The sequence below is a fragment of the Microbacterium azadirachtae genome (genome assembly GCF_025583665.1).
Lineage (GTDB): Bacteria > Actinomycetota > Actinomycetes > Actinomycetales > Microbacteriaceae > Microbacterium > Microbacterium azadirachtae.
This window is the reverse complement of the sequence record NZ_CP099706.1, coordinates 3,677,800-3,692,010: the sequence shown is the minus strand read 5'-3', so window position 1 is coordinate 3,692,010 and position 14,211 is coordinate 3,677,800. Positions and strand designations below refer to the sequence as shown.

Genomic DNA, 14,211 nt, shown 5'->3' with positions numbered 1-14,211 from the left:
GGTTCCCCCGGGTGACTCGGCACAGCGGCGGATTCGATCGCGCTCCTGTGGATAACTGCTCGTGCCACGGTAGTCAGCGAGGTGCCTCCAGGGCAAGCTGTGACTGGCTCTCGCCGCCGGCGTGTCCCTGTGGGCGGATCCGTCCACAGGTGTGGATAATGTTGCTTTCGCCTGCTCGGTTTGCGATGTGGGGATCGACGTCGTAGCCTTAATCGGTTGACTTATGCCATTTCGGCAGTCTTTGTCCACCCGTCTCCGGCCGCATCGATCCCGGTGACAGCTTCCCTTCCCGGAGAAATCATGAGCAAGCGCACTTTCCAGCCCAACAACCGTCGCCGCGCCAAGAAGCACGGCTTCCGTGCCCGCATGCGCACCCGCGCCGGCCGCGCCATCCTGTCGGCACGCCGCTCGAAGGGCCGTGCCGAGCTCTCGGCGTAATCCGTGCTCGCCCGCCCGCATCGACTCACCCGCGGGTCCGACTACCGTACGGTGGTTCGGCGCGGGCGGCGATACGGCGGGCCCCGGCTGATCGTCTCGGTGCTCGACACCGGTGAGGAGCGCCCCGTGCGCTTCGGTTTCATCGTGAGCAAGCAGGTGGGGAACGCAGTGACCCGGAACACGATCCGGCGACGTCTAAAAGACGTCTGCGCACGCCAGCTCCCGCTGCCCGACGGCGTCGACCTGGTGATCCGCGCCCTGCCCGCTGCGGCGACGGCCCCGTTCACCGAGTTGCTGGCCGATGTCGATCGCGCGGTCGCCCGAGGTGTGCGATGAGCGCCCTGCCCGCATACTCCCGAGGAACGGCGCATCTGCATGGCCCTGATGCGCTGCGGGCGGTTCCGCTCGTGCCGAGGAATCTGTTCCTCGGGTTCCTCACCGCGTATCGCGCGGTGATCTCGCCTCTGTACGGCGATGTCTGTGCCTACTACCCCAGCTGTTCCGCCTACGCTGTAGGTGCGGTGCAACAGCATGGCGCGGTGAAGGGCGCAGGCCTTTCGGCGTGGCGGATCCTGCGCTGCAATCCCTGGAGCCACGGCGGTGTGGACGATGTGCCGCCGCACAAGAACTTCCGACACGCCCTCACGCCTCGAGGATTCGTCGTACCCTCCCGAAAGGACTGATCAGTGGGTTCCGACCTCCTGTTTGCCGCGTCAACGACGCCCGCTGCCTCGAGCGGCGGCTTCGATCTGCTGGGCACCATCATGTGGCCGTTCAAGGCCCTGGTCGAGGCGATCCTCGTCGCCTGGCACTGGCTGTTCACCGCGATCGGCCTTCCGGGCGCCGCAGGTCTCACCTGGGTGCTGTCGATCGTCGGCCTCGTGCTCGTCATCCGTGCGGCGGTCTTCCCGCTGTTCGTGCGGCAGATCAAGAGCCAGCGCAAGATGATGGAAATCGCTCCTGAACTGAAGAAAGTTCAGGAGAAGTACAAGGGCAAGCGCGACCAGCTGAGCCGTGAGGCCATGAGTCGCGAGACCATGGCGCTCTACAAGAAGCACGGCACGACGCCGATGTCGAGCTGTCTGCCGCTGCTTGTGCAGATGCCGTTCCTGCTCGGCATGTTCTACACGCTGAGCGACGTGAAGAAGCACGCCGAGGCCGGCGTCGGCGGCGTGTGGCTGCTGACCAAGGAGCTGACCAAGCAGTTCTACGACGCGACCCTGTTCGGAGTCGCACCGCTGCACACCAGCCTGGTGGACGCCGTGCAGCACAAGCCCTCGGGCTGGGAGACGACGGTCGCGATCCTCATCGTGCTGGTCATCCTCATGATCGGCTCCCAGTTCTTCACGCAGCTGCAGATCATCTCGAAGAACCTGTCGCCCGAGGCCAAGACCGGCCAGGCGTATCAGATGCAGAAGATCATGCTCTACATCCTTCCGCTGGGCTTCATCTTCTCGGGGCTGTTCTTCCCGCTCGGCGTCGTCATCTACTGGTTCGTCAGCAACCTGTGGACGATGGGGCAGCAGTTCCTCGTCCTCCGCGAGATGCCCACTCCCGGATCGGATGCGGCGAAGGCGCGCGAGGAGCGCCTCGCGCGCAAGGGCAAGGCGATCAACTCCGAGGGCAAGGTCGTCCCGGTCGCGGTGTACGAGGTGGAGCAGCAGAAGATGCTCGAGGATGCGGAGCGTCTTCGAGCCCAGCAGCCCAAGCGTCAGCAGCCGAAGAGCGCCAAGCGCGCGAAGAGGGAGCAGGGCGGGAAGCCCCAGATCGGAGACCAGTCATGACCGAGCAGAGCGTCTCCGAGCCGACCGTCTCCGACCTCGAGAACGAGGGCGACGTCGCCGCGGACTTCATCGAGGGTCTGCTGGACATCGCCGACATCGATGGTGACCTGACCCTCGACGTCAAGCAGGGCCGGGCGTACGTCTCGGTCGAGGCGGAGGGTGATGGCCTTCGACTGCTCTCGGCACCCGAGACGGTGCAGGCGCTGCAGGAGCTCACCCGCCTTGCGGTGCAGAGCAGCACCGGCGCGTTCTCCCGGGTGATCCTGGACGTTGCCGGCTCCCGCGATGCGCGGCGCAGCCAGCTCGAGCGCCTGGTCGATTCGGCCGTCGCGAAGCTTGACGATGGTGCTTCGCAGGCGTCGCTGCCCTCGATGTCGAGCTACGAGCGCAAGCTGGTGCACGACATCGTGGCGGAGCGTGGTCTCGTCTCCGAGTCTTACGGAGATGGTCCGTCGCGCCACACGGTCATCCGCCGGCACTGACGTTTCACGTGAAACATGGCTGATCTGGATTCGGATTCGAGAGGCCTCGAGCGAGAGCCCGCGGCCGCCGCGACGCTGTTCGGGGATCGGTTGGATCTTGCGCGCGCGTTCACCGCGTCCCTTGCCGCACAGGGTGAGGAGCGAGGCCTGATCGGGCCTCTCGAGCTTCCGCGTCTCTGGACCCGCCACATCCTCAACAGTGCGATCGCGGCACCGCTCTTCCACGGATCGGTGGCCGATGTCGGCTCCGGCGCCGGACTCCCGGGCATCGTGCTCGCGATCGCTCGCCCCGATGTGGAGTGGACTCTCATCGAGCCGATGGAGCGCCGCGTCGTGTGGCTCGACGAGCAGGTCGAAGCCCTGGGTCTGTCCAACGTGACCGTTGTACGGGGCCGTGCGGAAGACGTGGGTCTCAGTGCGCGCTTCGATGTGGTCACCGCGCGAGCGGTGAGCGCCCTGCGCACGCTGCTGCCGTGGACGGCACCGCTGGTCCGCAACGGGGGAGAGCTCGCTCTCCTCAAGGGCGCGAACGCCGAGAACGAGATCACCGCTGCGCAGAAGCAGATCCGCAAGTTCCTCCTGAGCGACGTGCGCGTAGAGACCCTCGGTGAGGGCGTGCTCGACGAGACCACGCGCGTGCTGCGCGCCACGGTTCGCGGCTGAGGTCCGGTCTTCTCGCTGATTCTCGTGCCGTCTAAGGCGTGGGTTCCTGGCCTATGAGATCGGATCCTCCCTACCGCGGATAGTCCGGTGGCTTCTGCGCGTGCGCGCGTCGGTTCCGCCCACCCTTAGGTTCAGCGCCGTGAGCCACGGCTGGAGGGTGACGTTTCACGTGAAACATCGCGGGATGGTAGGGGTCAACCAGAAGTGCGCGATGGCGAGCGATCCGGTTGTGACTGGAGCGTCATCGGCTGAGATCCCTTTATCGGTACGGCCGAATCGCTGATGACGGTCAGCGAGATCACGCACAGCCCCATGCTTGGTCAACTCCTGAGGCACGGACGGACCGGAGCCATGGGGTGGACCTGGCCTTCTCGGTCCGCACAGTCATGTTTCACGTGAAACATCCCGCGGATCCTGGCGTGAAGGCGGGGATTGTCACCCGTGCAAGTTAGAGTGGATAGTCCGTCGTTCCCCGTCGGAGACCGTCGAAAGGAGTGGATGTTTCACGTGAAACAGTCCTCGAACACCTCGACTGCTGAATATGGCGTGGACACCCCACTCGCGCGAGAACTCGCGGATCTGACCGCCCGCCGCAAGGCGCTCGAGTCGGTGACGGTGCGGTTCGACGGTCCCACGCGGATCTTCACGATCTCGAATCAGAAGGGCGGCGTCGGCAAGACGACCACGGCGGTCAATGTCGCATCGGCGATGGCTGAGCTCGGGGCGAAGGTCCTGGTGATCGACCTGGACCCGCAGGGGAACGCATCGACAGCGCTGGGTGTGCCGCACACGGCCGATCTCCAGAGCATCTACGACGTGCTGATCAGCGATGTCCCCTTGGCGGAGGTTGTGCAGGTCAGTCCCGAGTCACCGAACCTGTTGTGCGCACCGAGCACGATCCATCTCGCGGGAGCCGAGATCGAGCTTGTCTCGCAGGTTGCTCGCGAGCATCGACTCCGCACGGCACTGAACGACTATCTCTCGGCCCACCCGACCGACGTCGTGATCATCGACTGCCCACCGTCGCTGGGGCTCCTCACGATCAATGCGTTCACGGCAGCCACGGAGGTCATGATTCCCATCCAGTGCGAGTACTACGCACTCGAGGGATTGAGCCAGCTGCTGGGCAACATCCGCATGATCCAGAAGCATCTGAATCCCGATCTCACAATGTCAACGATCCTCCTGACCATGTTCGATGGTCGCACGCGGCTCGCGCAGCAGGTCGCGGAGGAGGTGCGCGGACACTTCCCGCACGAGGTGCTCGACACCGTGATCCCACGATCGGTGCGCGTGTCCGAGGCGCCGAGCTTCGGACAGACGGTGATCACGTATGACGGACAATCGGTGGGCGCTGTCGCCTACCGCGAAGCAGCAGTGGAGATCGCCCGTCGGGCGAACGACGACAACGAGAAGAGGCACTGATGGCCAAACGCACGGGACTCGGCCGGGGGATCGGAGCACTCATCCCCACTTCGGACGCCGCAGAGCGTCCGGTCGACGTGTTCTTCCCCGGTGCGCGGGTTACCGAAGCGGTCAAGGAGTCCGCCCCGGTGGTGAACACCGAGGAGCCTGCCGAACTCGTTGCCGTTCCCGGCGCACGTCTGATCCGGGTCGATCCGCATGACATCGTGCCGAATCCCCGCCAGCCGCGTACGCACTTCAACGAGGATGACCTCGCCGAGCTGGTCCACAGCGTGCGGGAGTTCGGCGTGCTGCAGCCCGTCGTGGTGCGCAAGAACGCCGAGGGCAAGTACGAGCTCATCATGGGTGAGCGCCGGACGCGCGCTGCGCGTGAAGCCGGACTCGACTCCATCCCCGCGATCCTGCGGGAGACCGCGGATGAGGACCTTCTCCGAGACGCGCTGCTCGAGAACCTGCACCGCTCGCAGCTGAACCCCCTGGAGGAGGCATCTGCGTACCAGCAGCTGCTGGAGGACTTCGGCATCACTCAGGAGGCGCTGGCAACGCGGATCGGACGCTCCCGACCGCAGGTCAGCAACACCATCCGTCTGCTGCGTCTGCCGGTTCCGGTCCAGCAGCGGGTCGCCGCGGGTGTGCTCACCGCGGGGCATGCGCGCGCGATCCTCTCGCTCGACGACGCCGAGCTCATGCAGCGCCTCGCGGACAAGGTCGTGAACGAGGATCTGTCGGTGCGGGCCACCGAAGAGGCGGCGAAGACGATCGCCGCGTCGGGCGCCGTGGCGAAGTCTGTCAGGCCGCAGGCCGGTGCGCGACGCGCGTACCTCGATGACGTCGCCGGCAAGCTCGGCGATCGCCTGAACACTCGCGTGCAGATCGCGCTCGGTGCCAGGAAAGGCCAGGTCAAGATCGAGTTCGCCTCGATTCAGGATCTGAATCGAATCCTCGCGGAGATCGGTGAGGAAGGATTCGGCTCCTAGCAAACCCTGAGCCCGGATACTCGTACGGCCCGGAAGGCATTCGCTGCAAGCGGATCCTCTCCGGGCCTTCGTGTCCCCGGGGCCGCGTAGGCTTGTCAGGTGACTGGATCTCCGACGCGGCGTGCGAGCCTTGAGGTGCTCCGTGCCGAGGCGGCGGATGAACTGGCGGTTCTGGTGCAGGAGCGGCTGCTCGGGGGAGAGGACCCGTGGGCCTTCATGGAGGAACTGCCCAGCGTCGATGAGCTGGTGGTGTTCCTGCTCCGCGCCGACGAGATCGTCGAGAGTGGCGGAGTTCGCCCGGACGAGGCTCGGAATTTCGATGTGCTGCGGCGCATCGCTCTCGACTATCCGGAGCTGACGTCGATCGTCTGGGGATTGCTCGGTGACGGGCCCAAGTACCGGCGCTGGGATCTGCTCACCGACGATGCGCGTTCCTCGTAGCGTCCCGACGTTTCACGTGAAACATCGGTAGCTCGGTGGCAGCGGCAATGGGATCCCAACCCCAGCGTGAGTGAGGGGTTTCCCGCCACCCGGATCCAACGCTCGCATCGATGGCGGAAGTACCTAGGGGAACAGCCGCGCGAGACTTCCGTGTGATCGGCGCCGTTTCACGTGAAACGTCCGTAATGAGGACTCGGTATGCCGCCGTTACGGCCGTGGGCTCCACCGAGAGCGCTGGCACAGCGATGGGTAGGCACCCGTCGCGTGTGGAAAGTATGGACCGAGTCGTTTCACGTGAAACGGTGCAGTGGGGAAGTGGGTAGCGATATCCCCCGAGCCCTGAAATGCGGGATCACTGCGGGAGAGTGCCACAGGACACGAAAAAGCCCGCCCTCCAGCGGAGAGCGGGCTTCGTCGTGATCGGGGGTCAGCCGAGGAAGGCGGACAGATCCTGCTCGAGGGCGAACTTCGGCTTGGCGCCGATGATCGTCGTCTTCACCTCTCCGCCCTGGAAGACCTTCATCGCCGGGATCGACGTGATCTGGTACTTCATCGCGAGGTCGGGGTTCTCGTCGACGTTGAGCTTGAGGATGGTGATCCTGTCGGGGTTCTCCGACTGGATCTCGTCCAGCACGGGCGCGACCATGCGACACGGCCCGCACCATGCGGCCCAGAAGTCGACCAGAACGGGGCCTTCGGCCTGAAGCACGTCCTGCTCCCAGGTCGCCTGGCTGGTTGCCTTGGCAGTCATGATTCTCCTTGTTCGTGTGAGCGTGTGATGCTCGGTGATGTCAACAGCGAGAGGGGCAGAACTGTTCCCGCCGTCAGGCGAGCGCCGGCTCCGCCTCGGTCCCGTCCGAGAGTGCGGCGAGGAAGTGCTCGACGTCGAGTGCGGCAACCGTTCCGGAACCCGCAGCGGTGACGGCCTGACGGTAGGTCGGGTCGATCACGTCGCCGGCGGCGAAGACGCCGGGCACGGAGGTGCGGGAGCTGCGCCCGTCGACCCAGATCGTCCCTTCCGGAGTCAGCTCGAGCTTCCCGTGCACGAGGTGCGTACGCGGGTCGTTGCCGATCGCGATGAACAGGCCGTCCACGGGCAGGTCGGTCGTGCTGCCGTCGACCGTGTTGCGCAGACGCACGCCCGTGGTCGCATCGTCGCCCAGCACCTCCTCGACCGCGCTGTTCCAGATGAACTCGATCTTGTCGTTCGCGAACGCGCGCTCCTGCATGATCTTGGACGCACGCAGGGTGTCCTTGCGGTGGATGACGTACACCTTGCTGGCGAACTTGGTGAGGAACGTGGCCTCCTCCATCGCCGAGTCGCCGCCGCCGACCACGGCGATCGTGCGCTCACGGAAGAAGAAGCCGTCGCAGGTGGCGCACCACGAGACGCCGTGACCGGAGAGCCGGTCCTCGCCCGGGATGCCGAGCGTGCGATAGGCGGAACCCGTCGCGTAGATCACTGACGCGGCCTCCAGCACCGTACCGCTGCCGAGCGTGACCTTCTTGATCTCACCGTCGAGATCGAGCTCGGTGACGTCGTCGTAGAGGACCTCGGTACCGAAGCGTTCAGCCTGCTCCTGCATCTTGGCCATCAGGTCGGGACCCTGGATGCCCTCGGGGAAGCCCGGGAAGTTCTCGACCTCGGTGGTCTTCATCAGCTCGCCGCCGACCTCGACCGAGCTCGCCACGAGCACCGGGTTCAGGTTCGCACGCGCCGCGTAGATCGCCGCGGTGAATCCCGCAGGTCCCGAACCGATGATGATGACCTGTCGCATTGCTTCTCCTTGCTGTCGCACGCTTCAACACATGGTACCGGCGCGGCATTCCGCGGACCTGGTGGCTTGCCCGGGCGGGGGAGTGGCGCACGCCGGCAGGCGCGACAGGCAGAGCGGCAGGGTGGAATCAGGCCGCGACGTCGATGACGCGCGTGATGCCGAACACGGGAGAGAGGGCGCCCGACGAGAGGGCAGCGACGTCGTCGATGAGCACGGCCTGGTCCGACGGCCGGATCCAGAGCGTGAACGACGCGGCAGCGCCGTACGCCACCTCGCCGAAGGTGGATCCGTGCGTGGCCGCCCAGTCGCGAAGAGCGTTGTCGATCCGGCCGGCGTCGCCGTGCGGCACGTCGATCCTTGCCTCGAGGAGCTCCTGACGATGCAGCAGCACCACGTCGTCCAGCGCCTCGGAGACCGCGGTCGAGTAGGCCCGGATGAGGCCCCCGGCACCGAGCTTCACCCCGCCGAAGTAGCGCGTCACGACAGCGACCACATCGGTGAGACCGCGCCGGCGCAGCACCTCCAACATGGGCATCCCCGCCGTGCCGGAAGGTTCACCGTCGTCTGAGGAGCGCGCCTGATCGCCGTGGAGACCTGTGATCATCGCCGTGCAGTTGTGCCGGGCGTCCCAGTACTGCCGGCGCACGGCGGCGATGACGGCGTCTGCGTCATCGACCGAGTGCACCGGCGCGACGCGCGCGATGAAGCGCGACTTCTTCACGACGAGCTCGCACACGATCGGCGCCGCGAGCGTATCCGGATAGGAGCGCGTCATGACGGGGCCGGCTCAGCGGCTCGGCACGACACGGCGCACGAGACTCTTCAGCGCGTCGAGCTCGGGGGCGCGGAGCAGGGCGAGGATGCCGATGTAGACGATCAGCACGACCGACGCGACGATGGCGCAGCCGAGTGCGGCGGGGATCCTGTCCGCCGTCGTCCAGCCCTTCGCCCCTCCCAGCAGCAGGAAGACACCCCAGCCCGCTGCCGCAGCGGGAATCGCCGCAGCGAGGAAGCGAAGAAGGGCGAGGATCCATTCGCGTGCACCGATGCCGTGGAGACGACGCGAGAGCAGCACGCTCGCGACGATGGTCTGCAGGATGCTCGAGAGGGACTGTCCGAGGGCGATCGTGGCCGCCAGGAGCGAGAGTGGCACCACGCCCGCCTGGTGGAGCAGCTGCGCTCCGAACGCCGTGGCGACGATCAGCACGCACTGGAAGATCGTGAAGAAGAACGGCGTGCGCGTGTCTCCGAGGGCGTAGAAGGTGCGCTGCACGATGAACAGCACGGCCAGGGGGACGAGGGCCACCAGGTACCCGACGAGGACAGGTGCAGCCATCTGTGCCTCGTGGCGATCGTCGGTGAAGATCCGCGAAGCCGGGACGGCGGCGGCGAGCACGGCTGCCAGCGCGCCCACGAGGAAGAAGCCCAGGGTGCGGATGCTGCGCGCGATGTCGGCACGCACCTCCGCGATCCGGCCGGCATGCGCGTGCTCGCTGAGCTGTGTGAAGTAAGGGGTCCCGATCGAGAGCACGATCACCGAGTACGGGAGCATGAAGATCAGCCAGGCGTTGTTCATCACGGTGATCGACGGGTCGTGCCCCGACGCCTCGATCGCGATCCGGTGCTGATAGAAGCCGGCGGCGAGGCTGGACAGCGCCATCAGCATGGTCCATCCGGCGAGCCTGACGATGTTGCCGAGACCCACTCCCCGCCAGCGGAAGTCGATGCGCAGAGCCAGCCGGGTGCGGGGCCAGAACGCGAGGAGCACGGCTGCCTGCAGGACTATGCCGAAGGTCGCCGTGCCGCCGAGCCAGGCGATCCGCTCCGGCGTCCAGTCGGTGATCTCGGTGAGCGGAGTGCCGAACATCGCCCCGATCACCAGGAAGCCCGCGATCGAGATGATGTTGTTCACGACCGGGGCCCACGTGAACGGACCGAAGATCCGACGCGCGTTGAGGGTCTCGCCGATCAGCGCGTAGAGCCCGTAGAACAGGATCTGCGGCATGCACCAGTATCCGAAGGCGATCGCGAGCGCGCGCTGCGCCTCTGAGACATCCGGGGAGATGATGAGCGAGACCAGCCACGGCGTCGCCAACGTCGCGACCACTGTGGCCGCGACCAGCACGACCGTGCCGGCGGTGAAGATCTTCGAGATGAACGCGCTGCCGCCGTCCGCGCCTGCCACGGCTTTGACGATCTGCGGCACGAGAACGGCTGTCAACACGCCGACGGAGATCAGGGAGAACACGTCGTTCGGGAGCTGATTGGCGATCGCGAACGCGTCCGGAGCCGAACCGATGGCCCCGATCACCCCCACCAGCACGATCGTGCGCAGCAGACCCGTGATCCGCGACACCATCGTTCCGGCGGCGAGCAGGGCGCTCGCGCGACCGAGGCTATTCATGGGTCTCCTCGCGGGCCGGCTCGTCCATGCCGTCTGCGGCATGCTTCTCGTCGGCCGCCTTGCGGCGCCGGCGGATCGTACGGAAGATGCCCGCGCCGATGAGCAGAAGACCGAGCGAGCCGAAGACGATGAGGCCGATGGTCTCCCACTCCGCACGGATCGTCAGGCGCGTGGTCCGTTGCGGTCCGATCGCCACCCCGGTGGGGCTCGTCAGCGACATTGTCAACGAGACGTCGGCGTTCGCCACGTGAGACTCGAGGGGAAGACGCACGCGAATGGTGCTCGAAGGCTGTGCCTGGACATCGGTGGCCGCGGGCACCTCGATACGGGCATCGCTCGCGACGACGTTCAGCCGCACGTGCACCGGGTAGGGCAGCTCGTTGCGCACCCACACGGGCACGTCGACCTTCGGGCTGATCAGGATCGGGTTGGAGGGCTGTATCCCGACCGCGTCCATCGTCTTCTGCGTGGCCGTCCGGTGCGCGCGCAGCGCGTCGGCGAAGTCGGCGGGCTTCGTGTGCACGCCGACGCCGAGCAGGCGCATGATAGAGATGCGCTCGCGCACCGTGAGATCCGCAGGGCGCTCGAGAATCGTGGCGAACTGGGCGAGGCGGTCAGCGTCCTGGTTCAGCGCGAGCACCGCGGACGCGCGATCCTCCGCCGACTCGGTCGCAACCGTCAGTTCGACGGGAGTGCTCGACAGCACGCGATCGAGGCGCCCGTCCTGTCCGCCGCTGAACGCACTGACCGCATTGGTGAGGCCCTGCTCGGAACGACTGTCGGCACGGGAGAGGCCGGCGAGGACCGTCGAGCCGGGGGCGTCGAACCACAGCATGGCGTTGGCAGTGAGGAGTGCGCCGCCGCGGGCGGTCGCGTCGGGCTCCCCGGCCGCGGCGCTCAGCGCACGGGAGACCGCGTCGTCCGCGACCAGCACCGTCGTGCCGTCCACCGTGCCCCGGGAGGCGACGGCAGCGTCCTTCGCGCCGGCCGTGAAGCTCGTCGACGGCAGGATCGGCACGGTGCCCGCACCGTCCGCGCCGTAGTGCGACATCGTCGCCACCTGGGCGGCGGTGAGCTCACCGCGCGGCCAGAGGATGTCGGCGCGTGCACGGGCGACGGCATCGGCCGCCGCGTCGGCGGGCGGTGGGGTCGAGCTGTCGCCGGCGGACGTGGGGGTCGGCGTCGGAGTGGGTGTCGGTGTGCCCGCCGGGCCCAGGAACGGGCTGAAGTCGTCGACCGTCATCGGAGTGGCCAGCCCGGCCGCCGCCTGGGCGGTCGCATCCGCGTCGCCGAACTGCAGGGTGAAGCGCTCGTTGGGCAGTGTCTCGAGCCGGGCCAGCCACGCGGTCGCCGTGGCCGGCGCCGAGGTGCCCAGAACCCGGATGGCGGCCACGATCGACGGGTCGATCGCCAGCACGGCCGGGGTGCCGGCCACGCCGTTCAGCTGCGCGGTGAGCGCCCCCGCGGGCGCGGTTAGGGCGGTGAGCTCTGCGGCGCTCAGCAGATCACCGGCGGGCGCAGCCGTGATCGGTACCACGGTGACGACCGTGGCCGGCGCTCCTTGCGCGACGATCAGAGCGCTGCGTGTGTCGGCGGTCGGGGCCGGGGCGCCGGTCGACGACGCGGGGGCCTCGAATCGGGCGCGCAGCGGATACACGCCCGGCGCGAGGGCGCCGATGTCGGCGGCCGGCACGACGCCCTGGGTGCGTGAGGTTCCCTCGGCGTCCAGCACCGTGGTGCGCACGTCGCCGATCGCCGCGAGCGCCGGTGCGTCGGCCGAGCCGTCCAGCCAGGCGGTCACCGCGCGCCGATCACCGAGCGCCGTGCGACCGAGCTCGAGGTGGACGGTGCCCGCGCCGAGACCCGCCGTGGCGTCGTTGCGCAGGGTCAGGGTCGCCGTCAGCGGGGAGCCGGAGACATATGAGCCGTTCGCCTCGGGGAGCAGGGAGAGCTGCACCCCGGCATGCTGCGGGGTCTGCGTGGGGCTCGGCGTGGGCGTGCTCTCCGCGACGGCGGGAGAGGGGGCCGCGAGTGGCAGCGCCAGTCCGAGGGCGACGACGAGGGCCCCTGCGGCGCGGCGGAGGCGCAGTCGGAGAGGGAGGTTCGCTGTCGTTTTCGTCGTCATAGGGGATCCGTCGAGCGCACGCGGCGCGGCGAGTGCTGGCCTTGAGATTCTAGGCGGCGCGTGGCGTCGATCCCTGGAGGCGGGCAGGACGCCCGCATCCCCGGGCGCGCGAGTCCCGCGCCGCGTAGGCTGACGCCGTGGTCCGACACCTGACGCCTCGCCCCGATCCCCTGCTGTGTGCGGCCCTCGCCGCCGACCTGGATGCCGCGGATCTGCGTTCCGAGCCGCTGCGCGCCGCCTGGGGTGCCGAGGCGGACGACGCGCTCGCACGGGGCATCCGCTCTCCTCTGCTGCGCGCCATCGCCGACCGCACCGACGCCCTGGCGACGCTCGGCCGCCTGTTCGTCCTCGGCATGCCGCAGCCGGAGGCGGATGTCGCCTCTGCGCTCGCCCGCACCGGCGTGGACGGGGTGGAGGAACTGGGCCTCGCGTATCGCGAAGACGGGCAGGTCGTTCCTGCGGCGCTCATCCGCCCGCAGTCCTTCGTCGACGCCGACGGCGTGGGGGAGTGGTGGATCGCGAGCGACCTGGACGAGCTGGCGCTGCACCACCTCGACGCAGACGGCGTGCTTCCGGCCGATCACGTGCTCGGAGTCGGCGGCGCCTCGCGGACCCTGGCCTCGATCGTCATGCCGATCGAGGTCGAACGCGCCCTCGATCTCGGCACCGGCTGCGGGATCCAGGCGCTCCTGGTGTCGCGGCATGCGGGGACGGTGGTCGCGACCGACATCTCCGAGCGCGCGCTCGCCTACGCCGAACTGAACGCGATGCTTGCCGGCGTGCACAACATCGAGTTCCGCCGCGGCAGCCTGTTCGAGCCCGTGGCCGACGAGAGCTTCGGGCTGATCGTCTCGAATCCGCCGTTCGTGATCACGCCGCGCGGCGCCGGCGTGCCCGAGTACGAGTACCGCGACGGAGGTCTCGTCGGCGATGCGCTCGTCGAGGCGTTCGTGCGCACCGCGCCCGCGCACCTTGCTCCCGGAGGGTCGGCCCAGCTGCTCGGCAACTGGGAGTCGATCGGGTCGGCGCTCGGCCTGCGCCGCCTCGAATCGTGGATCGACCAGGGTCTGGACGCCTGGGTCGTGCAGCGCGAGACGCTCTCGCCGCTCGGCTACGCGGAATTGTGGATCCGGGACGGCGGGACCACGCCGCGCGATGCCGCGTTCGAGCCCCTGCTGGACGCCTGGCTCGACGACTTCGCGGCCCGCGGGGTGACCGAGATCGGCTTCGGCTACGTGCTGATCCGCCGACCCGCCGATGCAGCGGCGACCTCCCCCGTGCTTCGCCGCTTCGAGACGGTCACTCAACCCGTCACCAGCGCGGGCCGCGCCTTCCTTGACGGCCTCGCGGGCCACGACGCGCTCGCCGACGGCGTGCCCGACGTGCTGCTCGTGGCGCCGGACGTGACCGAAGCCCGCCACCACATGCCGGGTCAGGACGCACCGAGCGTGATCGAGCTGCGTCAGGGCGGCGGCTTCGGTCGCACCGTCTCGGTGGATCCTGCGCTCGCAGGATTCGTCGGCGCCTGCGACGGCGAGCTCACGGTGACGCAGATCGCCGCGGCGCTCGCCGACCTCTTCGAGGTGCCGCTCGCAGAGCTCTGGGCTGATCTCGAACCGCGCCTTCGCGCGCTGGTGACCGACGGGTTCCTGAACACGGCGGAGGAGAGGACGCGGAATAATGCCTGAATCCAT

At 68.0% G+C, this 14,211-nt stretch carries 15 protein-coding genes; 10 read left to right on the top strand and 5 right to left on the bottom strand.

The features are described 5' to 3' along the window. Positions 1 to 300 precede the first annotated feature (300 nt). The 9 genes from rpmH (at position 301) to NFX31_RS17390 (ending at position 6,210) form a co-directional block, all read left to right on the top strand. On the top strand, positions 301 to 438 hold the full coding sequence (gene rpmH, locus NFX31_RS17430; RefSeq protein WP_045250217.1) for a 50S ribosomal protein L34: 138 nt from the start codon (positions 301 to 303) through the stop codon (positions 436 to 438). 3 nt (positions 439 to 441) lie between these two features. Then, on the top strand, positions 442 to 774 hold the full coding sequence (rnpA, locus tag NFX31_RS17425; RefSeq protein ID WP_082072247.1) for a ribonuclease P protein component: 333 nt from the start codon (positions 442 to 444) through the stop codon (positions 772 to 774). Further along, on the top strand, positions 771 to 1,121 hold the full coding sequence (gene yidD, locus NFX31_RS17420; protein ID WP_082072246.1) for a membrane protein insertion efficiency factor YidD: 351 nt from the start codon (positions 771 to 773) through the stop codon (positions 1,119 to 1,121). Before rnpA ends, yidD begins: the two co-directional genes overlap by 4 nt. 3 nt (positions 1,122 to 1,124) lie before the next feature. Further along, positions 1,125 to 2,222: a membrane protein insertase YidC gene (yidC, locus tag NFX31_RS17415; RefSeq protein ID WP_262956392.1), complete on the top strand. Its 1,098-nt coding sequence runs from the start codon at positions 1,125 to 1,127 to the stop codon at positions 2,220 to 2,222. Beyond that, complete coding sequence (locus NFX31_RS17410) at positions 2,219 to 2,704, top strand: Jag family protein (RefSeq protein WP_045250214.1); 486 nt, start codon at positions 2,219 to 2,221, stop codon at positions 2,702 to 2,704. Before yidC ends, NFX31_RS17410 begins: the two co-directional genes overlap by 4 nt. A gap of 15 nt (positions 2,705 to 2,719) precedes the next feature. Then, entirely contained in the window at positions 2,720 to 3,367 is a 648-nt protein-coding gene (gene rsmG, locus NFX31_RS17405; protein WP_262956391.1) for a 16S rRNA (guanine(527)-N(7))-methyltransferase RsmG, read from the top strand. A 498-nt stretch (positions 3,368 to 3,865) separates the two neighbouring features. Continuing rightward, positions 3,866 to 4,792 carry a ParA family protein gene (locus NFX31_RS17400; RefSeq protein ID WP_045250212.1) on the top strand — a complete coding sequence of 309 codons (927 nt, stop codon included), beginning with the start codon at positions 3,866 to 3,868 and terminating at the stop codon, positions 4,790 to 4,792. After that, complete coding sequence (locus tag NFX31_RS17395; RefSeq protein WP_262956390.1) at positions 4,792 to 5,769, top strand: ParB/RepB/Spo0J family partition protein; 978 nt, start codon at positions 4,792 to 4,794, stop codon at positions 5,767 to 5,769. Before NFX31_RS17400 ends, NFX31_RS17395 begins: the two co-directional genes overlap by 1 nt. Before the next feature lie 99 nt (positions 5,770 to 5,868). Beyond that, a complete protein-coding gene (locus tag NFX31_RS17390; RefSeq protein WP_045250210.1) occupies positions 5,869 to 6,210 on the top strand; it encodes a hypothetical protein in 342 nt (113 codons plus the stop codon). Positions 6,211 to 6,637: 427 nt separating this feature from the next. On the opposite strand, the gene trxA is transcribed toward NFX31_RS17390, so the two are convergent. From trxA to NFX31_RS17365, 5 genes are all read right to left on the bottom strand, one after another. After that, complete coding sequence (trxA, locus tag NFX31_RS17385) at positions 6,638 to 6,961, bottom strand: thioredoxin (protein WP_262956389.1); 324 nt, start codon at positions 6,959 to 6,961, stop codon at positions 6,638 to 6,640. A gap of 73 nt (positions 6,962 to 7,034) precedes the next feature. Beyond that, a complete protein-coding gene (gene trxB, locus NFX31_RS17380; RefSeq protein ID WP_045250208.1) occupies positions 7,035 to 7,988 on the bottom strand; it encodes a thioredoxin-disulfide reductase in 954 nt (317 codons plus the stop codon). Positions 7,989 to 8,115: 127 nt separating this feature from the next. Next, the gene (locus NFX31_RS17375; RefSeq protein WP_262956388.1) at positions 8,116 to 8,763 is read right to left on the bottom strand and encodes an IMPACT family protein; all 648 of its coding nucleotides are present in this window, start codon (positions 8,761 to 8,763) and stop codon (positions 8,116 to 8,118) included. Positions 8,764 to 8,775: 12 nt separating this feature from the next. After that, positions 8,776 to 10,392, bottom strand: coding sequence for a murein biosynthesis integral membrane protein MurJ (murJ, locus tag NFX31_RS17370; protein ID WP_045250206.1), 1,617 nt, complete (start codon positions 10,390 to 10,392; stop codon positions 8,776 to 8,778). Beyond that, positions 10,385 to 12,517 carry a DUF6049 family protein gene (locus tag NFX31_RS17365; protein WP_262956387.1) on the bottom strand — a complete coding sequence of 711 codons (2,133 nt, stop codon included), beginning with the start codon at positions 12,515 to 12,517 and terminating at the stop codon, positions 10,385 to 10,387. The genes murJ and NFX31_RS17365 overlap by 8 nt, the downstream gene beginning before the upstream one ends. A 137-nt stretch (positions 12,518 to 12,654) precedes the next feature. On the opposite strand from NFX31_RS17365, the gene NFX31_RS17360 reads away from it, so the two are divergent. Further along, positions 12,655 to 14,205: a DUF7059 domain-containing protein gene (locus tag NFX31_RS17360; RefSeq protein ID WP_262956386.1), complete on the top strand. Its 1,551-nt coding sequence runs from the start codon at positions 12,655 to 12,657 to the stop codon at positions 14,203 to 14,205. The last annotated feature ends 6 nt before the right edge of the window (positions 14,206 to 14,211 follow it).